Genomic DNA, 22,869 nt, shown 5'->3' with positions numbered 1-22,869 from the left:
GGTTCCCTCATCGGCCTCTTCTTATTATAATGGACTTAAAACCAGCCCGTTCCTCCGCCGCATGTTAACATTTAATGCCCTAACCGTAATCATTTCATCACCTCATTGGACCGAACGGTTAACATAATCGCCCTACATCTTAAACATACCCCTACCCTCTGATTCCAAAGCTCCTTTTACATTTGTTTTAACACGTTTTGAAGTAACACGTTTTGAAAATACATCTCGGGTACCACACCCGTAATTGTAACAACCACGTTCAACCAACGAAAAAATCCGTTCAAATATGCAGATAAAGAGGGCGATACCGATCGTACTAATGACGTTCCTCACTTCCTGGTGTTATGCCGGTCAGGTGGAAAAACTGTCTGATGGCCTGTTGATTCATTTAAAAAATCCAGCCCGGAACGGTGCCAGGCAGGTGAAGTTGCAGGTGGTTTCCGATAAGGTGATCCACGTAACCGCCACCCCCGAAGATCATTTCACCGGATCTCCCAGCCTCATGGCTGTTGATGCGCATGGTAATGCCATCAAGTGGGATTCGGAAGAGAAAAATGAAACCGTGACATTAAAAACAGCCAGCATTACCGCCACAGTGGCACTAAATACAGGAGCAGTAGTATTCCGCGATAAAGCCGGCAACATTATATTACAGGAACAACCCGGCGGCGGTAAGATCTTCACCCCGGTTACCATTGACAATAAATCTTTATACCGGATCCAACAAATATTTGATTCGCCTGCCAATGAAGCGTTCTATGGACTCGGGCAACACCAGACCGGTTTAATGAACTACAAAAACCAGGACGTGGATCTTACACAGTACAACTCTGTGGCCGCCGTGCCGTTTGTAGTATCCAACCGTAACTATGGCATTTTATGGGATAACTATTCCATTACCCGTTTTGGCGACAACCGCCCCTATAAACAAATGTCCGAATTACACTTAATGTCTGCCGACGGGAAACCTGGATTCAGCGCTACCTATGGCGACCGTTATAATAATACGGTGTATGTAAATAAGGTGGAAGATAAAATCGACTATGAATTCCTGGATCGCCTCCCGTCGCTGCCAGCCACTTTTCCAATGATAAAAGGAAAAGTAACCTGGGAAGGCACGGTGAATGCAGATGAAACCGGTGAATACAAATTCTTCATGACCACCTCCGGCTATACCAAAGTATGGATCAATGGCCAGCTGAAACTGGACCGGTGGAGGGAAAGCTGGAATCCCGGCGCGTCTGTGTTCAGGCATCTCCTTCAAAAAGGACAGCCTACTACTGTAAAAGTGGAATGGATCCCGGAAACCGCCCAATCCTTTATCTCCCTTAAATTCCTTCCTCCTACTCCCGCTGAAGGAGCAGATAAAATGCAGCTGACTTCAGAAGCAGGCGAAAAAATCGACTACTACTTTATGTATGGCGGGCATATGGATGAAGTGATCAGCGGCTACCGGCAGGTAACCGGCAAGGCTACCATGATACCCCGCTGGGCGCTGGGCTTCTGGCAAAGCCGGGAACGCTACAAAACACAGGACGAGATTGAAAATACCGTAGCTGAATTCCGCAAAAGAAAAATCCCGCTGGACAATATTGTACTGGACTGGAGTTACTGGAAACAGGACGAATGGGGCAGCCAGCAGTTTGATCCTGCGCGTTTTCCCGATCCCACCGGCATGATCAGCCGCCTGCACAAACAATACCATACCAACTTCATGATCTCCGTATGGCCTAAGTTTTATGAAGGCATCGCCAACTATAAACTATTCGACAGCAAGGGCTGGTTATACAAACAGAATATTAAAAACAGGCAACGCGACTGGATAGGTAACGGTTATGTATCTACGTTTTACGATGCCTTTAACCCGGAAGCGCGTAAACTGTTCTGGAGCCTGTTGCAGAAAAACCTGCTCAGCAAGGGCGTGGACGCCTGGTGGCTCGATGCCACAGAGCCGGATATCTTATCCAATGCGTCTATCGAAGAACGTAAAACACTCATGAATCCTACAGCGCTGGGATCAGCTACTCAATATTTCAACACTTATGCGCTCGTAAATGCACAGGGCATTTATGAAGGTCAACGGGCAGCCAAACCGGATCAACGTGTGTTTATCCTTACCCGCTCCGCTTACGCAGGGTTGCAGCGCTATGCCGCCGCCACCTGGAGCGGTGATATCGCCGCCACCTTTGAAGAGTTCAAAAGACAGATCCCGGGCGGGCTGAACTTCAGTTTGTCAGGCTTGCCTTACTGGACTACAGATATCGGAGGTTTTTTTGTGGAAGATAAATACGATCAGCCTGATCCGCAGGGGCCTGCACTGGAAGAATGGAGAGAACTCAATACACGCTGGTTCCAGTATGGCGCTTTCTGCCCGCTGTTCCGTTCACACGGGCAATATCCATACCGCGAGATGTTCAATATTGCGCCCGACAGCAGCGTAGCATATCAATCGATGTTATACTACGACCAGCTGCGTTACCGCCTGCTGCCATACATCTACTCCGTAGCAGGTAATACTTACCATCACGACTATACGATGATGCGTGGCCTGGTGATGGATTACGGTCAGGATACAGCGGTGCTGAATATCCGCGACCAGTATATGTTTGGTCCTTCGCTGCTGGTAAACCCTGTAACGGAATACCATGCCCGCAGCCGGGAACTGTACCTGCCCGCAGGCAATGGCTGGTACGATTTCTATACCGGAAAATATGAAACAGGTGGTCAGCATATTACCGCAGCAGCGCCTTTGCAGCGAATGCCTTTGTATGTGAGAGAAGGCGCTATCCTGCCGGTAGGTCCTGCACTGCAATACACCAGTGAGCGCAAGGCCGATACTATACAGCTGTATGTGTATACCGGCAAGGACGGGGAATTTACTTTGTATGAAGATGAAAATAATAACTACCAATACGAGAAAGGCGCTTTCAGCAACATTTCTTTCAAATGGAATGAAGCCGCCAAAACACTCACAATAGGACAACGGGAAGGTCGTTTTCCCGGCATGCTGCAGCAAAGGTATTTCCTGGTAACATTTGTAGGTAAGCAAAACGCAGCAGGACCGGACATCAACAATAAGAAAGGTGAAATGATAACATATAATGGAATAGCAAAAACGGTCCGGGCCATCTGACCTGGACCACTTCTTCTGAAAACATTCAAACATTATTCATACTCCTTTGCCTAAATAAAACACGTTAAACATGAAAATCTGGTACACAATCAGCAATTATTTTCCGCGGCAAACCGTCTTAAAGGCGCTTGCTGTGTGCAGCCTGACTGCTGCAGCGCCCCCGGCACTGCATGCAGCTGCCAATAACGGGAAAGCATATACGCAACCTGTAAAGCAAACTATTACGGGCAAGGTAATTGATGCCAGTGGCGGCACTCCGCTGCCCGGCGTTAATATCGTTGTAAAAGGAACTACCCGTGGCACTGTAACAACAGTCGACGGATCATTCAGCCTGCAGGCTGATCCCGGGGAAATACTCGTGGTATCGCTGGTAGGCTATACCAAACAGGAAGTACCCGCGAAAGCGGGCGGTCCGATGACAATAAGCCTGACATCCGCTTCCACAGGGCTCGATGAACTGGTAGTAGTAGGTTACGGCGTACAAAAGAAGAAAGTAGTGACCGGTGCCACCGTACATTTAAACAACGACGACCTGATAAAAAACCACAGCATCAGCGTGGAGCAATCCTTACAGGGACAGGCGCCCGGTGTGCAGGTAACGTCCAACTCCGGTCAACCCGGCGATGCGCTGAAATTCACTATCCGTGGTATCGGCACCAACGGGGATTCCCGGCCGCTGTTCATCATTGATGGATTTCCGGCGGACGACATCTCCTTCCTCAATCCAAATGACATTGCCAGTGTAGATGTGCTGAAAGATGCCGCCTCCACTGCCATTTACGGAACCCGCGCAGCAAATGGTATCGTGATGATCACCACCAAAAAAGGCCGCGCCGGTAAAATGAATGTCAGCTTCGATGCTTCCTACGGATTACAGAATCCTGCCCGCAAACTGGACCTCCTGAATGCGCAACAGTATGCCAACATCATGAATGAAGCGTCTATCAACTCCGGTTCTGTACCTATCTATACACCCGATTCTATCGCTAAACTGGGTACAGGGCCCGACTGGCAGAAAGCCGCCACCAATAAAAATGCGCCTATTCAAAATTATAGCCTGAGCCTTTCCGGCGGAAACGAAAAGTCCGTTTTCTCCTCGTCCTTTTCTTTCCAGGGACAACAAGGCGTAATGGGACTTCCCGGCAGGTCTAATTTTGAAAGAACATCTTTCAGGATCAATTCAGAACACAAGTTGTACAAAGACCTGATCAAAACCGGTGAGAACCTCACGTTTGCTCATACACGCCAGCGTGGTATCGGTACAGGCAATATCTACAATAACTCTATCCGTGGTTTATTAAATGCTACTCCCATCTACCCGGTGTATAATGCGGATGGCAGCTATGGCAAATCGCCCTACGCAGATGAACCCAACCCGATCGGCTCTATTGATTACACACAAAATAATCAAACCATTACCGACAGGATCATTGGTAACATCTATGCAGAAGCCATCCTGGTCAAAGGATTGACCCTCCGTACAGATTTTGGTGCAGATATCTCGTATAACTACAACAATGCTTTTATCCCCGTATATAACCTGGGAACCAATAACAGCAACGAACATTCTTTTGCCAGCCAGGGTATGTACCGCAACCTCACGTGGAACTGGGATAACACCCTCACCTACCAGCTCACTGCCGGCAAACATAACCTGAATGTAATGGTGGGTACCACCGCAAAAAAATATGAAGGCTATAACGTAAGCGGTAGTAAAACAGACCTGATCATTCCCGACTTTGATCATGCCATTATTGATAACGGCAGAAATGATTCTACCCGTAAAGTATACGGCACCAGGAGCATGAATGCGCTGCAATCCTACTTTGGCAGGGTGTTTTACAGCTACGACGATAAATACCTGCTCACCGCCACGCTTCGCCGGGATGGTTCTACCAAATTCGGCGCCAACAACCGCTATGGCTACTTTCCCTCCTTCTCTGCCGGATGGATCGTGACCAACGAATCGTTCCTTAAAAACAGCAGCTGGATCAACTTCCTGAAGATCCGCGGCGGATGGGGACAAAACGGTAGTGACAGGATAGATGACTTCAGGTACCTGGCTACCATCAACTCTACTTACCGCGATTACTATTTCAACGGACAAAAAGCCATCGGCGCCTCTCCTGATAAAATACCCAATCCTGATTTGCACTGGGAAGCATCTGAGCAAATCGATATCGGATTCGATGCGACGTTATTCAAAGACGTAACCGTTACATTCGACTGGTATCAGAAAAACACCCGCGACTGGCTGGTAACCGCTCCTATCCCCGACCTGGTGGGTACCGGCGCACCTACCATCAACGGTGGTAATATTCAGAACAAGGGTATTGAGCTTGGCATTAACTACAACCATCAATTTGGAGAAGTAACCATCGGTATCGGTGGTAACATTGCCTTCAATAAAAATACCGTGATCGATATTCCTAACCAGGAAGGTGTATTGCATCCTTCTTATAACGGCGTACTCTCTTCCAACATGGATGAATACTTCCGTGCGCAGAACGGAATGCCAATTGGTTATTTCTATGGCTTGAAAACAGCCGGTATCTTCCAGAACCAGGCAGAAATTGATGCCTACACCAGCAAAAGCGGCCAGAAAATACAGCCAGGCGCACAACCCGGCGATGCCCGCTTTGTAGATCTGAACGGCGACGGCGTAATCAATGGCGATGATAAAACAAAAGTAGGTAATCCGAATCCTTCGCAAACATATGGTATCTCCTTATCTGCAGGCTGGAGAGGATTTGACCTGAGTGTATTGCTGAGCGGCGTAGGCGGTAATGACATTGTGGATGGAACAAGAGCATACGACCGTTTTTATAACAACTATACCACGGCTATTTTCGACCGCTGGCATGGTGAAGGTACTTCCAACAGCACGCCCCGTGTAACGCTGGGCAATGAAGCCAATCAGAACTACACCCGCTTCTCTGACCTGTATGTACACAATGGCGCGTTCCTCCGTGTAAAGAGCATCAACTTTGGATATGACCTTAAGAAAACATTACTGAAACGTTTGCCTGTTCAGCAGCTCCGGTTGTATGTATCCGGACTGAATGTATTTACGTTTACCCATTACCGTGGGTTGGATCCTGAAGTGGGCTATGGTATCGACAGCTGGTCATCTGGTACTGACCTCGGTTATTTCCCACAGCCAAGAACTGTTTTATTCGGTCTTAATGTTAAATTTTAAACTCCGGCAATCATGAAGAAAATAATAGCAGCTATCATCATAACGGGGTTAATGAGTTCCTGTTCCAAAAGTTTCCTGGAAACATTGCCCATCAATACAATTACAGAGGAAGACTTTTATAAAACTCCGGGAGATGCTTACCAGGGACTGGTTTCCGCGTACAGCGTATTAAACTGGGACGGTTACGGCAACATTGCATTAACCTCGGAAATTGCGTCCGACGATTGCTTTGGCGGCGGTGGCGCTTCTGACAACGGTTGGAACCAGTGGGATAAGAGCATTAAGATGAATGACATCAACAGCAATGCCTGGAAGAAATACTACACCGGTATTTACCGCGCCAATAAACTGATCCAGAAAATTGAAGCAGTAGATTTTAAGGGAGATGACGCCACTAAAAACCGTTACATCGGTGAGGCTCATTTTCTGCGGGCGTACTTTTATTTTGACCTGGTGCGTATGTTTGGTCATGTGCCATTGATCACCGCGCCGCTGGAACCTGGTAACTACAGCATTCCACAGGCCAATCCGGACAGCGTATACATGCTCATTGCCAATGACCTGAAACTGGCCGCAGCTAACATTCCGGCTACGCCTTTTACCAGCATTCCTTCCGGCGAATATGGCAGGGCTACCAAATGGGCTGCGGAAGCCTTGCTGGGCCGTGTATTCCTGTACTATACCGGCTACTACAGCAAACCTGATATTGCCGGAGTATTTTCACAGGCAGATGCAATTGCCGCCATTGACGATGTGATCAACAACAGCGGATACAGTCTTGTTCCAAAATACCGGAACCTGTTCCGTGCTTCCGCTGAAAGCACTACTGCCTACGCTGGCCAGAATAATGCAGAAGGCGTGTTCACTATTCAGTATACCTATCTCGGCATGGGCGACCAGAACCAGCAGAATGGTAACCGCATGCAGGTGATGATCGGTATCCGCTCACAGGTGCTGGAGCCATACTACAAGGGATGGGGCGCCGCTACTGTAAATGAAGCCCTCTTTCATTCCTATGCTCCCGGCGACAGCAGGCAAACAGCTTCCATTATTTCTATTGCCGGAGAAGGATATGCAGATACCTATAAGCTGGATGATCAGGCGCAATACACCGGCTTCTTTATAAAAAAATATACACCGCTGAAAGATAAAAATGCAGATGACCTCGGTGGTAGTTTCCAGTGGGATAATTTCGACAACTATATGGTGATCCGTTTTGCAGATGTGTTGCTGATGGGTGCAGAATTAAATCTCACGGCGAATGCAGGCAAGGCACAGGGTTATATCGACCGCGTGCGCGACCGTGCATTTGGCGATCAAACCCATCGCATTACCCTCAGCAATAAAACACAGATCATGCAGGAACGCAAGCTGGAACTGGCGCTGGAAGGGCACCGCTACTGGGATCTGCTGAGACAGGGTATGGCGGTAGCCAAACAGGCAATAGATAATACTTCTTCCCAGCCGGGTTTCAACGTAAGCTTCCGCACCGAAACAAATGGTTTATTCTCTATTCCTGAAACACAGATCAATTTATCAAACGGTACGATCAAACAAAACACCGGTTGGTGATATTGCCCACTTTAAAAACTACAAAAATGAAACGTCTGCATATATATTTCCTGGGATTAATCACTGCATTGTTTTATGCGTGCAGTCCTTACGAAGACAGGATCACCCCGGCAAATCCTGCCGGCATTCAACTCGATTTTTCCGTTACGCAAAATCCGGATTACGATAACCAGGTAACGCTGGAAAGCAAAACGAAAGATGTAATCCCGTTCTGGGACTACGGTTTTGGTACCACGAAAGAAGCGAAGGCCGTAGTGATCCTTCCTTTTGCGGGCGACTTCTTCGTAAAATATTCTGCTTATGGCGCCGGTGGTCCTAAAACTGATTCTGTAAAAGTTACCGTGAGTGAAAACGATCCGAAGTTCTTTTCCAGCAAACTGTACAACCTGCTCACCAATGGCGCTGATGGTAAAACCTGGGTATGGGCCGTTGATGTTCCCGGTGGTTATTGTTTTGGCAATGGCCCTGGTAATTCCGACGTACCGGCATGGTGGACCGTGGGAAAAGCAGGCCTGATAACCCAGGGTGTAGTTGATGATGAGATGACATTCGATCTTAATAAAAATGCAAACTACTCCATCACGCATAAAGGAGTTACTACCAAAGGTTCGTTTACACTGGATACTTTAGCGCAGAAGATCAAGATCAACGGCGCTGACATCAGTTGGGGAAACAACGTGACCTACAATATTGTTAAGTTGAACGCTAATGAATTGACGCTGGTACAGCAAGGCGATGGCTGGCGCAATATCTGGATATTCAAGCGTAAAGGTTTTGTATTTTAAAAATCCACATTATGGCCCCCGGTGGGAATTTCCCCGCCGGGTCTTTTTTAACAATTATTTTATGGAGATGATAAAAGCGAAAAAATATATCATAAATAATTAAAATACTCAGTATTAATCAATGCTGTTTTGGTTGTTACCTGTTGCCGGTGCTTTTTAGCCCCGGCTATTTTTTTGGGTATATACTATTTTTCTGCGGATCACTTAATTCGTATTTGGTGATTCTTTTTACTATCTTTCAAGACACAACGCCTCTATGTCATGGAAATAAAAGTTCTGACCGCGCCGGGGCTGGGTAGCTCCGGAAAATTACACTGGCAAACATTATGGGAACAATCTATACCCGGAACAAAACGGATTGAGCAAACAGATTGGGATGCGCCGGTTTGCGCCAACTGGGTGGCGCAGATAGAGAAGGCGGTAGCGGAAGCCGGTCCGCAGGTAGTAATAGCTGCGCACAGCCTGGCTTGTATTGCACTGGCACATTGGGCGGGGCAAACAAAGAGGAAGATCCGGGGGGCGTTACTGGTAGCGCCGGCAGATGCAGAAAGACCGGGCTTCCCCGCTGAAGCAACCGGCTTCACTCCTATTCCTTTAGTGAAGCTGCCGTTTGAAAGTATTATTGTGGCCAGTACAAATGATACTTTCTGTTCTTTGGAAAGAGCCGCTTTTTTTGCCCGTCACTGGGGAAGCCGTTTTGTAAATGCAGGCGCCAAAGGCCATATCAACAGCGAATCCGGGCTTGGGGAATGGCCGGAAGGACAAAACCAGCTGAAAGAACTGGTGCAGAACTGGCCAACGCTTTAATGCGGTTACCAGCCAATTTTATTCCCTGCCAGCAACGCTTAACCTGTAATTTCACTTTTTTTCATTCCGCTTTTCCACTTTTTCTTTTAAGACCTGAATAGGATATGTTGTTGTCTGAAGTCTTAACTAAATCGATTTTCTTTACCGATAATTAACATAAAGATAAACACGGGCAATACTGCAGGCAAACAGGATTATGCCACCTTTGGCCGCTGAATCTTTAAAACTATCTTTTACCATACAATGAAAAAAGCACTGTTCATTTTATCCGGTGTAATGATGGCCACCGGGGCATCCGCACAAATAAAGCAGTATACTATGGCGCAGGCACACTCTCATAATGATTATGAGCGGGCCACTCCTTTTTATGCAGCGGCATCCCTCCAGTTTGGTTCCATTGAGGCAGATATACACCTGAAAGACGGCGTTTTATACGTTGCACACGACGCGGGCGCCATACAACCGTTCCGTACCTTTAAGGAACTGTACCTGCAGCCTGTGCTCCGGCAGTTCTCCCTTTACAACGGTAAACCTTATGCCGGCAACGCACCGATGCAGCTGCTGATAGACCTGAAAACAGCAGGCACTCCTACCCTCCAGGCATTACAGGAACTGCTGCTTCCCTACCGCAACTATTTTGACCGCAACACAAATCCCTCCGCCGTAAAACTGGTGATATCAGGCAACGTGCCCCCGGTAGCAGAATGGCCCCAGTATGATCCCATCTTCTTTTTTGATGGCCGGCCTGACAGCGTGTATCCGGCAGCGTTACAGCAACGCGTTGCGATGTTGAGCGTGGATTTTCATTCCTACAGCACCTGGAATGGCAAAGGCACACTGGTGCCGGAAGAAATGAAAAAAGTAACCGCCGTTATCAATAAAGCACACCAGCAGGGATATGCCTTCCGCTTCTGGGGCGCTCCCTCTACCCGCTCTACCTACTACAAACTGATGGATCTCGGCGCCGACTGGATCGGAACTGATCACCCGGAAGAGCTGTATGATATAATGCACAACACTCCCCGTACTACCGCTTCCGGTATGCCGGTGCATGAAGTGTATACTCCTTCCTTTGTATCTGATGCCACCAAAGTGCGCTCCAAAAACGTGATCCTGATGATTGGCGATGGCACTGGTCTTGCGGAAATGTTTTCCGGCTACACCGCCAATAAAGGTGCGCTGAACATATTCCAGATGAGACAACTGGGCTTATCCAAAACCCAATCCACCGATAATTACCACACCGACTCTGCCGCTGGCGGCTCCGCAATGGGCACCGGTACTAAAACACATAACCGCGCCATCGGGCTCGACAATACCTACGTATCCATCCCTGTGATCCCTGAAATACTGGCTCCCAAAGGCATTCAGAGCGGCGTGATTGTAACCGAAGAAATTACCGGCGCCACACCTGCTTCTTTCTACGGTCATACCTCCGACCGGGATAGCACCTATACCCTGGAAAAGCAACTGCTCAGCAGCAAACTGCAACTGGCTGTTGGCGGCGGAAGGGAAGAACTGGAAAAAGATTTCGGTGGGCAGCTGGCTTCCTCCGGCATCCGTATCTACGATAACCTGGATAACTGGGACGCCACTACGAAAAACCGCACGCTCGTCATCCTGAGCAATAAGGTAGTCACCTCTATGCGCAACGGACGGGGCAAGTACCTGAAAACCGCACTGAAAAAGGCTTTACAGCAACTGAATGCTTCCGGCAAAGGATTTTTCCTGATGGTGGAAGGTTCCCGTATTGATCATGGTGGCCACCTGAACGACCTGGATTACCTGGTGCGTGAAATGCTCGACTTCGATGAAGCAGTGGGAGAAGCCCTCCGCTTTGCTGACCAGGACAAACAAACCACGGTGATTGTGACGGCTGATCATGAAACCGGCGGCCTCGCCCTTATGGATGGCGATATTGCCACAGGCACTTTACGCGGCCACTTTGCCACCAACGACCATACCGGCATCCCGGTGATGGTGTTTGCCTATGGCCCCAACTCCAACCTGTTCCGCGGCGTCTATGAAAACAATGAGATCTTTCATAAGATGCTGAAATGCTTCGGTAAATAAGGCAGCGGAGGAAGCGCCTTCAGCGCTTCCTCCGCAAAAAAACACTCCAACTCCACATTTCTTTTTATACTTTTAAAGGCATTTTAAAATTCCGGACATGTCAGCAAGAATCCTATTGCTGCTTACAGGTATGTTATGCCTGCATACAGCGTTTGCACAGGAAACCCGATACATCTATCTTTCAGGCACCGATAAAGACCACACCGTTAACTGGGACTTTCATTGCTCCGGCGGACAGCGCAGCGGCAAATGGACCACCATCCCCGTTCCTTCTAACTGGGAACAGCAGGGATTTGGCAGCTACAACTACGGCCATGATAAAGACAAAGCCCATGAACAAGGACTATACCGCTACCGTTTTTCCGCACCGGACAACTGGCGCGAACGGCAGGTAAATATTGTTTTTGATGGCGTAATGACCGATGCCGAAGTAAAAATAAACGGGCGCCTGGCCGGTGAAATACACCAGGGCGGCTTTTACCGGTTCAGATATGATATCAGTAAACTGTTGCTCAACGGCAGCAACCTCTTGGAAGTAAAGGTGAGCAAAATGTCGGCGAATGCAGGAGTGAACCGGGCAGAACGGAATGGCGATTTCTGGGTGCTGGGAGGCATTTACCGGCCTGTATTCCTGGAGGTAAAGCCATTGATCCATATTGATCGCGTGGCCATAAATGCTACCGCCAAAGGCCATTTCACGGTACAGGCTTTCACGACTCCTTTGCCGGAAGGATACTCCCTCTCCGCACAGATAACAACCACAGCAGGTCAGCCGGTTCAACAGGCGGTAACAGTGCCTGCCACAGCCACCCACCCTGCCGCCTATACGTTGCAGCAACAAATTAACCAGCCCGCTACCTGGAGTGCAGAGTTCCCGCACCGTTACCTCTCAGTAGTAGAGATTAAGAAAGATAACCGGACCATACACCGCATCACCCAACCCTTTGGCTTCAGGACCATTGAAATAAGACCACGGGATGGCATATACGTAAATGATACCAAAGTAATCCTGAAGGGCGTAAACCGCCACAGCGCCTGGCCGGAAACAGGGCGCACACTCAGTAAGGATATCAGCATACTGGATGTGAACCTCATGAAAGACATGAACATGAACGCCGTGCGGATGTCGCACTACCCGCCGGATGATCACTTCCTGGATGTATGCGATTCACTGGGTTTGTTTGTACTGGATGAACTCACCGGCTGGCAGGCTGCCTACGATACATTGGTGGGACGCAAACTCGTAAAGGAACTGGTGGAACGCGATGTTAACCATCCTTCCGTTATTGCGTGGGACAATGGCAATGAAGGCGGGTTTAACCGGGCACTGGATGGCGACTACCACCTGTATGATCCTCAGCTGCGCCCCGTGCTGCATCCCTGGGAAAGATACAATCGTGTGGACACCAAACATTATCCCAACTTCAACTACCTTGTTAACTCCAGCCTGTACGACCAGGACATTTACCTGCCTACCGAATTTATGCATGGCCTGTATGATGGCGGCATGGGCGCCGGCCTGGCCGATTTCTGGGACCGTATGTTACAGCATCCCCGCTGTGCCGGCGGATTCCTGTGGGCATTCAGTGACGAAGGACTGGTACGTACCGATAAAAACGGCATCATTGACACCGACGGCAACCACGCCCCCGACGGCATAGTAGGCCCCCACCGTGAAAAGGAAGGCAGCTTCTATACGATCCGGCAGTTATGGTCGCCGGTGCATATATCCCTGCCCGTTATAACGGCAGCATTCGATGGCCGCATACCGGTGGAAAACCGTTACGACTATACGTCATTGTCCGGGTGCCGGTTCAGGTGGCAGCTGCTGCGTTTTACATCTCCCGGAAAAAACAACACAACAGACACCATTGCCACAGGCTCCATTGCGGCGCCTGACCTGGCGCCCCATACCAAAGGCTTTCTGCAACTGTCGCTTCCAAACGGCTGGCAGGATGCTGACGCGTTGTATGTGAGTGTACAGGATAGTTACGGACGCAGCATCCTCACCCGGAGCTGGCCTTTACAGGAGCCTTCCCGCATTGTGCGGCAGTTCCCGGGCGTTAGCGGCAGCCTCGATATTATGACTGACCACGATACCCTTTCTGTGAATAACGGTACCGGCACTTATTATTTCAGTCGTACTACCGGTCAGCTGTTGCAGATCCATACTCCCAAAGGCAGCATTTCATTAAGCGGAGGCCCCGTACTGGCGGGCGTTTCGCAGGAACTAAAAGAGTTCAGGTCCGGTACAGATTCCAGTGGTTATTTTATCATCGCCCGTTATGAAGGCAATGGCTTCCTCCACGTAAAGTGGACTTTCAAACCAGGCATCCCGGCGCAACTGGACTACAGCTACAGCATCAAAGGCGCCACGCCTTTCAGTGGCATTACGTTCCGGTATCCGGAAGAAAAGGTAACGGGGCTGTCGTGGACAGGTGAAGGACCATACCGGGTATGGAAAAACAGGCTGCAGGGACAGCTGTTCGGCAGCTGGTATAAAGCCTATAACAACACGGTGACGGGGGAAAGCTGGGAGTATCCCGAATTCAAAGGCTATCATGCCAATGTGTACCAGGCCACCTTTCATACAAAGGAGCAGCCATTTACCTTTTATACCGGTAACGAGGGTACGTTTTTGCAGGTGTTTCACCCGCAGGCGCCAAAGGGAGCCGCCAACAACAATACGGCGCCGGCCTTTCCGGACGGGGATATCGGTTTCCTGAGCGCTATTGCGCCGATAGGTACCAAATTCCAGGATGCCGCACAGATGGGGCCTGAAAGCCAGGATAATATAATGCTGAACTATACGCCGGTGAAAGGCACGCTCTGGATCGGCTTACCGTAGGTTTCCGGGGTCCGTTACAAAATTCAGGAAGGCATTGAACTTGGCGTTGTACTTACGTTTGTCCAGTTTGAAGTAAAAGGCGCCACGCTTCGAGCTGAGCCTGTCTTTATCCTTTTGTTTGATCAGCAGGCCGGTAGACAATACCTTGCGGCTGAAGTTACGTTTATCGAAAGTAACATCGTACACCGCTTCATACAGCAGCTGTAGCTGGGGAATAGTAAACTTCAGCGGCAGCAGTTCAAAAAGGATGGGGTGTATGGCAGCTTTGTAGCGAAGCTTCTCCTGGGCCATCTTCACCATTTCGGTATGGTCGAAGATGAGATCCGGCAGCTTATCAAGCGAAATCCATTCCGCGTGGTACTCGTCGTTGATCTGCAGTTTGTATTGATTGATATCGATGAGGGCAAAGTAGGTGATAGAAACGGTGCGTTCCACCGGGTCACGGGCCGGTTCGCCGAAGGCAAACAGCTGCTCCATGTATACCCCTTCCAGGCCGGTGAGCTTATTCAAAATCCTTGCAGCAGCGGCTTCAAAGCTTTCGTCTGCCTGTACAAATCCGCCCATCAGGCTCCATTTATTCTTCTGCGGTTCAAATCCGCGCTTGATCAGCAGCAGCTTTAATTCTTCTCCATCAAAACCAAAAATGATGCAATCGACTGCCACCAGCATTCTTGATTGCCCTGAATAACGTGTCATAGCAGCAATTATTTATATAACCCGGCAATTTATGGTTCCCTGCTGACATTAGGAAATTATATTGCAATATTCCTTTGTTTATACAAACAGCTGTTGCAACACCGGATCGGTGTAATCAGCCACAAATGCCCGGATATTATTATAAGCGGCGAACTCTTCGCGTGTATGCATGGTAGTTAACACAATTGCTTCCATACCGGCATTCAAAGCGGCTTCCACACCTTTGGGAGCATCTTCAAATACGATACACCTGGCCGGCGACACACCTAATAACTGCGCACATTTCAGGAATACTTCCGGGTCCGGCTTGCTGGTGGTTACGTCATCGGCACTAACAATCGCCTTCAGGTAGTGGCGGAGGTGCAGGTTGTCGAGCACATAATTAATGTTGAAAGTATTGGCAGCAGAGCCTATTGCCATCGGGATATCAGCGGCAGCGGCTTTTTCCAGGAAGGCCGGAAGTCCTGCAATCAGCTCCAGGTGGGGCCTGAAAGCCTCCTGGTATAATACTTCTTTTTCATGGGCTATTTCTTCCATCTGCTGCGCCGTAAAATGATCTTTCCCGAAAACACGCACCAGCAGTTCTTCATTTTTGCCATACATGTGGCTTCTTACAATTTCCCGGGGAAGATTGGCGCCCAGCTTGTTCAACATGTTGTACCAGCCTTCCAGGTGATACTCCATATCGTTGATCATAGTACCGTTCAGGTCAAACAGAAATGCTTTTTGCTGCTGGGTCATAATGCCTTTTTTTGTAAGGCGCAAAGATAAGCGAATTTTGTCTGACTCAGTCAATCCATGCCTCTCTGCAGGTAGTTCGTTCAGGGGAATTACTTATATTTGAAAAATGTGATCTTTCCGGCCAGTGGCTTTAAGGAGTATGTACCAACGGACTAGTCCGGCATCTCAGCATAACCCGTTTTTTCGTCAGCTATAGTTTATCATCTTTATTAATTTCATACCGTGAGTATCTGGGAGCGTAAAGCTTTAAATTTTATCAATCAAACCGGCAGATGGGATAAGGATAAACACATCTCTTCCTTTCTCGCATTCAGTATTGCCCTGGTAAAAAGCCTGATGGAAGCGGATATTGCGCTGCAACTGGAATTTGAGGATGAAGAAACGGCAAAGGTTAAATGCGCCTCTCCCCTTCACCTGAACGGCCTGGTGCTGAATCCTGCGCCCATCAAAAAACTACTGTATACAGAAGACTTTAAAACCATTTACTGGCGTGAGATCCCGCCGGTAAAAGAAAATGTATTTAAAGAAATACTACCTGCCTTGTCATCGGCCATTATAATCCCGGTAGATACCAGTCCGAATAACAGCCTGCTTGTTCTTGGATGGAGTGAACCGGCTTCTTTTGAACCCGGCTTCCTGGAGTGTATTGAAACCATCCGATTACGATTGAAGGAGATACTCGTGCAATCCCAGCAGCAGATCTATTTTCAGCGGGTGGCTATCCGGTTTGCCGCTATCCTGCACACTATTCCGCATGCGCTGGTGTTCATCAACAACGACGGGGTTTCCGGGTGGGTAAACCAGGAAGGCGCCAACCTGCTGGGGCTATCAGGACCCGGAGAGCAGCTGCCCGCAATACTTTCAGATGCCATGACACAATTGCGGAACAAAGCTCTGAATATAACAACCATTGAAAAAGCAGCTCTACCGCTGTCTTCTTCACCGGAAAATTCCATCAGCAACTGGAGCTGGCAAATGGAAAACAAGCTACTCCTGGTATCCAGTTTCCCCGTTACCACCCAACAGATCCGCGGAAGATTATGGATTTTTGAAAACGGTGATCAATAGCGCTGACGCCAGAGGAAATAGAAAGTACTGCCTTCACCCGGCTGGGAGTCTACCCACACTTTACCACCCTGTTCTTCTACCAGCAGTTTAAATATATTAAGACCGATACCGGTTCCTTCACCTTTTCCGTCGTTATCCAGCCGCTCAAACAGTTTGAAGATGCGATCGGTATCACGTTTGGCAACACCCGGCCCATTGTCTTTTACATAGAACTCATAGAACTCGCCCTTGTCGGTTCCCCCGATGGTAATGATCCCATCTTTTTTGTCGTTATACTTGATGGCGTTGGAGATCAGGTTCTGGAATACCTGTTGCAGTTTCAGTTTATTGGTATCCAGCTGCGGTAAGGTGCCCACGGTTTCAATATGAATATTGGCGGGAGGAAACAGCAGCTTCGATAATTGTGTAACCAGTTCGTGTACGTTTACCTCTTCAATGGTTTGTTCCATATCGCTTTGCCGGGTATAGTCCAGCATAGACGTAATCATTTCCGTGAGGTGATTGGTGGCGCCCAATACTATTTTCATGTACTCACTCAGATCGGGGGCATTTTGGATACGTTCATCTTCATTGATGAGGGCCAGCAGGCCAATAGCGCCCGACAGCGGTGATTTCAGGTCGTGCGCCACTACATACATAAACCGCTCCAGCTGTTTATTTACCTTTTCCTTTTCGCTCATGGCTTCTTTCAGCTCATACTGGTAGCGGTATAATTTTTCAAATACACTTACTTTTGCGCGGGTTACATTTACATCCAGTGGTTTCGACAGGTAGTCTACCGCACCTTCCTCAAAGCCCCGCATTACATATTGTTCTTCCTTGTTTATAGCAGTTACAAAAATGATAGAAATATCTTTTGTTTTGGGATTTGTTTGTAAAAGACGGGCCACTTCATAACCGTCCATATCCGGCATTTGTACATCCAGCAGAATAAGGCCTATATCATCGTGCCGGAGTACCGTTTTTAACGCTTCATTACCCGAATCAGCTTTTAAGATCTCCCTGTTACTGGCTTCCAGCATATGTTCCAGGGATACGAGGTTTTCTGCTTTATCATCTACCAGCAGTATGGTGAATGTTTTTGTTTTTCGCTGCTTCATTTCTCGGTGTTTATTTTCGTGCTAATATTTCTCAAGTAACGGATCATATCATTCACTGTCATGGTTTGAATGCCGGAGCAAAGATCCAGGGCTGCCTGGGGCATGGTGCTAAACCCGGCGGTTCGCGGGTCCTGAACAATTGCTGCACCACCAGACGCGGCTATATGACAAAGCCCCGCTGCGCCGTCTTTATTGGCACCGCTTAACAGTATTCCCACGGCCGCACTGCCAAAAGCGCTGGCTGCGCTCTCGAAGCTCATATCTATAGCAGGCCGGCTGAAATTCACCAGTTCGGAATAGTCCAGGGAAATGGTGCCATCGGCCTCTATCAGCAAATGATAATTTTGCGGCGCCAGGTAAATATGCCCCGGCAATAATAGCTCTTTATCGTCCGGCTCTGTAATTTTTTGTCTCACGGATAATAAAGTACCCAATTCGCTCTGCACATTTTTCAAACGGTGGATTACAATTACCACCGGCATAGGAAATATTGCCAGCAGCTCACTGATCAATTTGGTGAGCACAGTCATACTGCCGGCAGAACCGCCAATAACAAGGATCCTGTATGAATGGGAGGCTGCCAGCTTTTTACATTTTACGCCTGAAAATTTTATTTGCCTGGTTTACCGTCTCAAATTTTGCCCGTTCTTCATTATATAATAACGATTCTTTAATGCCCAATGCCAGATAGCCCAGCGAAGTTAAGCTATCATAAAATAACTTCACTACCCGTGTCTGCAATGCCCTGTTAAAATAAATGAACACATTCCGGCAACAGATCAATTGAAATTCATTGAACACCTGGTCAGTTACCAGGTTGTGCTGAAAGAAAATAATATTGCGTCGCAGGGCCGGGTGGATGATAGCGTTATCATAGCGTGCCGTATAGTAGTTGGAAAAGTCATTGATCCCGCCGGACTGCATATAATTAGCGGTATACTCTTTCATGTCTTTCAGTGCAATGATCCCGCTTTCTGCTTTCCGGAGATTGACTTCATTCATATCTGTGGCATATATCCTGCAGCGGTCCAGCAAACCGGCTTCCTCCAGCAGGATTGCCATAGAATATACTTCCTCACCGGTAGCGCAGCCGGCATGCCATACTTTAATGATCGGGTAAGATGCCAGTCGCGGCAGCACCTGTTCTCTCAGCACCTTATAAAAAGAAGGGTCCCGGAACATTTCGGTTACATTCACCGTGATATACTGTATCATTTCCCGGAAAAAATGTTCTTCATTCAGCAGCCGGTGCTTCAGTTCAAAGATGCTGTTGATTCCCACGAAGCCGGTGAAGCGGCTGAACCGGCGTTTCAAAGAGGCTTCGGCGTAGTCTGTAAAGTCATACCCGTAGCGCTGTTGAATGATCTTCACCAGTTCTGTAAAATCTCCATGACTGATTTCCTCTACCATACATTTTTTATGACAACCATACCCGTAATAGTGAAAGTAGTTTTATACTATCTACGGGTTTGGCGATATAGTCGGATGCTCCTGCTTCCAGGCACTTTTGCCGGTCGCCCGCCATTGCTTTTGCGGTGAGTGCAATTACCGGTAGTTGCTGAAACCGGGCATCTGCACGGATCTGCTGCATTGCTTCATAACCATCCATTTCCGGCATCATGATATCCATCAGTACCAGGTTGAGTGTTGGATGCTGATGTAATACCTCCAGTGCTTCCCGGCCATCTGCGGCAGTAAGCACGGAAATGCCCTGTTCTTCCAGCAGTGCGCTGATGGAAAACACATTGCGCATATCATCGTCTGCCAGCAGCACGGTTTTTCCGGAGAGGTTTCCTTCCGTCCATGTAGTGGCGGTGTCTTCTATATTTGTTTTCTTCTGCAGTTTATAAAGAAAGAGTTCCAGTTCATCCATCAGCCGGTCGGTGGCATGCGTGGAGTTGCGCACAATGGCAGATGCGTATTTCTTCAGCTGTTGTTCTTCACTACCGGTAATATCCTGGTCCAGGTAAACGATGAGCGGCGTATCCCCGGATTCGGGGATCTGCGTCAGCGCTTCCAGTTGTTGTAAACCTGCCTGCAGGTCGTTGCCAATTTCCACGATAACCGCATCATACTTTGTTCCGGCAAGGAATGTTTGTACCTCCGGGATGCCTGCTGCAATATCATACCTGGTGCCCAGATTCCTTTCTTCGCTCATGGTTTCCAGTGTGGCGCCGGCGCTCAGCGGGCCTACCGACACCAGCAGCACTTTTTTCAGCCGTGCATGCAGTTGTGCGCTGATACCGGTAAACACTTCTTCAAGGTCGCTCAGCTCCAGGGGCTTTCTCGTATAGCCATGTATGTTATCTGCCTTAATAGCCTGTATATCCGCCCCGGTTACAACATGTACGAGGATTTTGCTCAGCTCTTCACTGCTTTTCAGAATTTTGAGAATACTGCTGCCGTCAATTACGGGCAGGTTCATATCCAGGATAATGGCTACCGGTAAGAATTTGCGGGCATAGGCCAGTCCATCCTGCCCGTTGTGCGCCACAATGGTCTTAAACCCTTTGTTACGGGCAAAGTCGCGCAGGATATCCGCAAAATGAACATCGTCTTCAATAATCAGGATCAGCTTATCGTGTTTGGTGAGATTGTCGCGGTCGTCGTTCACGGCAACGGGAGGCTGTATCAGCCGGGGGGCATCTTTTCCTCCCGTTACCGGCGTTGCAGCCGGCATAGTGGCATCTACCGGCAATACAATGGAGAATGTGCTGCCCGCGGGGCTGCTGTTATCGAGGCGGAGCGCTCCGTGCAGCAACTGCATCAGTTCACGGCTGATGCTCAGTCCCAGCCCGGTGCCGCCATACTTACGGTTAGTACCGCCATCGCCCTGGTGAAAGGCGTTAAATATCAGTTCCTGTTTATCTGCCGGTATACCCGGTCCCGTGTCTGTAACGCTGATGCAGAGGATGCCCGGGCTGCTTACGTACCAGGAAAGATTGATCACGCCCCCTGCCGGCGTAAATTTAAACGCATTGGACAACAGGTTGCGGATTACCTGTAACAGGCGGAGTTTATCGGTGTTGATAGTCGCGGGAACATCCGGCGCTATATTTTTAATGAAGGAAATATCTTTCTCCTGCGACACTACGTCAAACAGGTCGGAAAGGTCGTTTATGATACTTTGTACCGGCACATCTTCAAATTCCATTTCCACTTTACCGGCTTCTATTTTCGACAGGTCCAGTACATCATTGATCAGGTGCAGCAGGTCGGAGCCGGACTTATGAATGATTCCTGCATATTCCATTTGTTTTTCCGTAAGGTTGTTATCTTTATTTTCCTGCAGCATTTTCGCCAGGATAAGTACACTGTTCAGGGGTGTTCTCAGTTCGTGCGACATATTAGCCAGGAACTCTGATTTATACCGGCTGCTGGCTTCCAGTTCGCTGGCTTTCAGGGAAAGCGCGCCCCTGGCTGTTTCCAGGTCTTTATTCTTTTCTGTTATTTCCGCGTTCACCTGGCGCAGTTCTTCTTCCTGTACCTTTAGTTCTTCTTCAGATGCCTGTAATACTTCCGACTGCCTGCTCAGTTCTTCATTGGACTGCCGCAGTTCTTCCTGCTGGCTGATCAGTATTTCTTTTTGTTCCTGTACCTGTTGGAGAAGATGCAGGATCTTTTCACGGGCATTGGCGGCATTAACGGCAACGGCTATATCTTTTGACAATACTTCCAGCAACCGCAATTGTAAGGGCGTCACCTCTTTGAAGGAGGCGAGTTCTATAACGCCGAGCAGTTCATTTTCTATCCATAGTGGCATCATTACCAGGGAACCGGGCAGAATGTGTCCGCTGGAAGAGCTTAGCTGCCAGTAGCCGGCCGGCACATCCCTGATAACGAGGATTTCCTTTCCTGATATAGCTGTACCCAGGAAGCCTTCATTCAGCGGCACTATTTTAGGGATGGCAGATGGCATGCTAACGGCGGCGTACAAACGAAGATCCTTATATCTGTCGTCATAGCAATAAAAAGCACCAGCTGTAAAATCGGCAAAGCCGGTGAGTGTGTGCAGGCATTTCCGAACCAGCTCATCGCGGTTATTCACGCCCTGGAGGCTGTCGTTCATATCATTAACGCCGGTGAGCATCCAGTTTTTTTCATTGGCAGCGGCGTTGATCTCTACCACTTCATCCAGTTTACGGTTCAATGCGTGCTGCGCCCTGAGGCGGCGTTTAAACTCCGTATAGGTAATTCTCATGAGAATAAAGCCTACCAGCAGGATGAAGGCGTTATTGATCAGCAGGGTTCTGACGGCCTTTGTAAAAGAAGTACTTTTAACGTTTTCCCGGATGGCCAGCAGGCGGCGTTCCTCTCCGTTCACCCGTCCTATTTGCTCACGCACCCCGTCCATCAATAATGTTTCTTTCTCCGTAATATCCGCATTCTGTTCAAAGCGCTGCTGTAATAAAGTATGATCGAGTTGATTCCAGTAGCTGAGCAGGGCGTTGATATTATTTTCCAGGGAATCTATATTTTTTACCTGGGCGGGGTTATCTGCTACCATCGTACGCAGATCGTTTACTGCCGGTGCTACTTTGGGGAGCGCCAGCTCATAGGGTTGCAGGAATTTTTTATTAAAGGTACCACGAAAGCCCCTGCGGGAAGCTTCCATATCAAATAATAAACGCTGCACTCTTTCGGAGTTATTGAGAACACGATAGGTGTGCTGCACCCATCCTGCCTCCTCTTTTTGCTCGGTAAATGTTTGCCATGTTAAAAATCCTCCGAGCAAAACAAGTAATATAACAACGGAAAACCCGAGGTACAGTCTGTTAATTAATGAAATATTCATATAATATTAATTCCTTAATACAGCATAAAAATACCTAAATGCATTCATATTC

At 48.5% G+C, this 22,869-nt stretch carries 14 protein-coding genes; 8 read left to right on the top strand and 6 right to left on the bottom strand.

Annotation, left to right across the window (positions count from 1 at the left end; genetic code table 11):
- Positions 1-286: 286 nt before the first annotated feature.
- The 7 genes from V7S65_RS03710 to V7S65_RS03680 all read left to right on the top strand — a co-directional run bounded on the left by V7S65_RS03710 (position 287) and on the right by V7S65_RS03680 (position 14,417).
- Complete coding sequence (locus V7S65_RS03710; RefSeq protein ID WP_336386150.1) at positions 287-3,133, top strand: TIM-barrel domain-containing protein; 2,847 nt, start codon at positions 287-289, stop codon at positions 3,131-3,133.
- Between the two features lie 70 nt (positions 3,134-3,203).
- On the top strand, positions 3,204-6,332 hold the full coding sequence (locus V7S65_RS03705; RefSeq protein ID WP_079468161.1) for a SusC/RagA family TonB-linked outer membrane protein: 3,129 nt from the start codon (positions 3,204-3,206) through the stop codon (positions 6,330-6,332).
- A gap of 12 nt (positions 6,333-6,344) precedes the next feature.
- Positions 6,345-7,904: a RagB/SusD family nutrient uptake outer membrane protein gene (locus tag V7S65_RS03700; protein WP_336386151.1), complete on the top strand. Its 1,560-nt coding sequence runs from the start codon at positions 6,345-6,347 to the stop codon at positions 7,902-7,904.
- 26 nt (positions 7,905-7,930) lie between these two features.
- Positions 7,931-8,689, top strand: coding sequence for a hypothetical protein (locus tag V7S65_RS03695; RefSeq protein WP_111578810.1), 759 nt, complete (start codon positions 7,931-7,933; stop codon positions 8,687-8,689).
- A 261-nt stretch (positions 8,690-8,950) separates the two neighbouring features.
- The gene (locus V7S65_RS03690) at positions 8,951-9,496 is read left to right on the top strand and encodes an RBBP9/YdeN family alpha/beta hydrolase (protein ID WP_111578811.1); all 546 of its coding nucleotides are present in this window, start codon (positions 8,951-8,953) and stop codon (positions 9,494-9,496) included.
- A 243-nt stretch (positions 9,497-9,739) separates the two neighbouring features.
- Complete coding sequence (locus V7S65_RS03685) at positions 9,740-11,569, top strand: alkaline phosphatase (RefSeq protein ID WP_336386152.1); 1,830 nt, start codon at positions 9,740-9,742, stop codon at positions 11,567-11,569.
- Between the two features lie 97 nt (positions 11,570-11,666).
- The gene (locus V7S65_RS03680) at positions 11,667-14,417 is read left to right on the top strand and encodes a glycoside hydrolase family 2 protein (protein WP_336386153.1); all 2,751 of its coding nucleotides are present in this window, start codon (positions 11,667-11,669) and stop codon (positions 14,415-14,417) included.
- Here V7S65_RS03680 and V7S65_RS03675 read toward each other — a convergent pair.
- Both V7S65_RS03675 and V7S65_RS03670 read right to left on the bottom strand, forming a co-directional pair.
- Positions 14,409-15,113 carry an NUDIX hydrolase gene (locus V7S65_RS03675; protein WP_079468167.1) on the bottom strand — a complete coding sequence of 235 codons (705 nt, stop codon included), beginning with the start codon at positions 15,111-15,113 and terminating at the stop codon, positions 14,409-14,411. The genes V7S65_RS03680 and V7S65_RS03675 overlap by 9 nt on opposite strands.
- A 78-nt stretch (positions 15,114-15,191) precedes the next feature.
- Entirely contained in the window at positions 15,192-15,854 is a 663-nt protein-coding gene (locus V7S65_RS03670) for an HAD family hydrolase (RefSeq protein ID WP_079468168.1), read from the bottom strand.
- 222 nt (positions 15,855-16,076) lie between these two features.
- On the opposite strand from V7S65_RS03670, the gene V7S65_RS03665 reads away from it, so the two are divergent.
- Positions 16,077-16,922, top strand: a complete 846-nt coding sequence (locus tag V7S65_RS03665) for a hypothetical protein (protein WP_336386154.1) — start codon at positions 16,077-16,079, stop codon at positions 16,920-16,922.
- Here V7S65_RS03665 and V7S65_RS03660 read toward each other — a convergent pair.
- The 4 genes from V7S65_RS03660 to V7S65_RS03645 are packed head-to-tail and all read right to left on the bottom strand — an operon-like array spanning position 16,916 to position 22,817.
- The gene (locus tag V7S65_RS03660) at positions 16,916-18,022 is read right to left on the bottom strand and encodes a sensor histidine kinase (protein WP_079468170.1); all 1,107 of its coding nucleotides are present in this window, start codon (positions 18,020-18,022) and stop codon (positions 16,916-16,918) included. The two genes, V7S65_RS03665 and V7S65_RS03660, sit on opposite strands and share 7 nt — an antisense overlap.
- The gene (locus V7S65_RS03655; protein WP_339545323.1) at positions 18,019-18,573 is read right to left on the bottom strand and encodes a chemotaxis protein CheB; all 555 of its coding nucleotides are present in this window, start codon (positions 18,571-18,573) and stop codon (positions 18,019-18,021) included. The genes V7S65_RS03660 and V7S65_RS03655 overlap by 4 nt, the downstream gene beginning before the upstream one ends.
- A 37-nt stretch (positions 18,574-18,610) precedes the next feature.
- Complete coding sequence (locus V7S65_RS03650) at positions 18,611-19,432, bottom strand: CheR family methyltransferase (RefSeq protein ID WP_336386155.1); 822 nt, start codon at positions 19,430-19,432, stop codon at positions 18,611-18,613.
- Between the two features lie 7 nt (positions 19,433-19,439).
- Positions 19,440-22,817, bottom strand: a complete 3,378-nt coding sequence (locus V7S65_RS03645) for a response regulator (RefSeq protein ID WP_336386156.1) — start codon at positions 22,815-22,817, stop codon at positions 19,440-19,442.
- Positions 22,818-22,869: the final 52 nt, after the last annotated feature.

It is taken from the genome of Chitinophaga sp. CCNWYY40, from assembly GCF_037483205.1.
GTDB lineage: Bacteria > Bacteroidota > Bacteroidia > Chitinophagales > Chitinophagaceae > Chitinophaga > Chitinophaga ginsengisegetis.
The sequence above is the reverse complement of the archived record's forward strand: the minus strand, read 5'-3'. Positions and strand labels throughout refer to the sequence as shown.

Bases quoted from the DNA above. Each gene is read 5' to 3' on its own strand.
- V7S65_RS03710 (WP_336386150.1), top strand. From the start codon at position 287: ATGCAGATAAAGAGGGCGATACCGATCGTACTAATGACGTTCCTCACT.
- V7S65_RS03705 (WP_079468161.1), top strand. From the start codon at position 3,204: ATGAAAATCTGGTACACAATCAGCAATTATTTTCCGCGGCAAACCGTC.
- V7S65_RS03700 (WP_336386151.1), top strand. From the start codon at position 6,345: ATGAAGAAAATAATAGCAGCTATCATCATAACGGGGTTAATGAGTTCC.
- V7S65_RS03695 (WP_111578810.1), top strand. From the start codon at position 7,931: ATGAAACGTCTGCATATATATTTCCTGGGATTAATCACTGCATTGTTT.
- V7S65_RS03690 (WP_111578811.1), top strand. From the start codon at position 8,951: ATGGAAATAAAAGTTCTGACCGCGCCGGGGCTGGGTAGCTCCGGAAAA.
- V7S65_RS03685 (WP_336386152.1), top strand. From the start codon at position 9,740: ATGAAAAAAGCACTGTTCATTTTATCCGGTGTAATGATGGCCACCGGG.
- V7S65_RS03680 (WP_336386153.1), top strand. From the start codon at position 11,667: ATGTCAGCAAGAATCCTATTGCTGCTTACAGGTATGTTATGCCTGCAT.
- V7S65_RS03675 (WP_079468167.1), bottom strand. From the start codon at position 15,113: ATGACACGTTATTCAGGGCAATCAAGAATGCTGGTGGCAGTCGATTGC.
- V7S65_RS03670 (WP_079468168.1), bottom strand. From the start codon at position 15,854: ATGACCCAGCAGCAAAAAGCATTTCTGTTTGACCTGAACGGTACTATG.
- V7S65_RS03660 (WP_079468170.1), bottom strand. From the start codon at position 18,022: ATGAAGCAGCGAAAAACAAAAACATTCACCATACTGCTGGTAGATGAT.
- V7S65_RS03650 (WP_336386155.1), bottom strand. From the start codon at position 19,432: ATGGTAGAGGAAATCAGTCATGGAGATTTTACAGAACTGGTGAAGATC.
- V7S65_RS03645 (WP_336386156.1), bottom strand. From the start codon at position 22,817: ATGAATATTTCATTAATTAACAGACTGTACCTCGGGTTTTCCGTTGTT.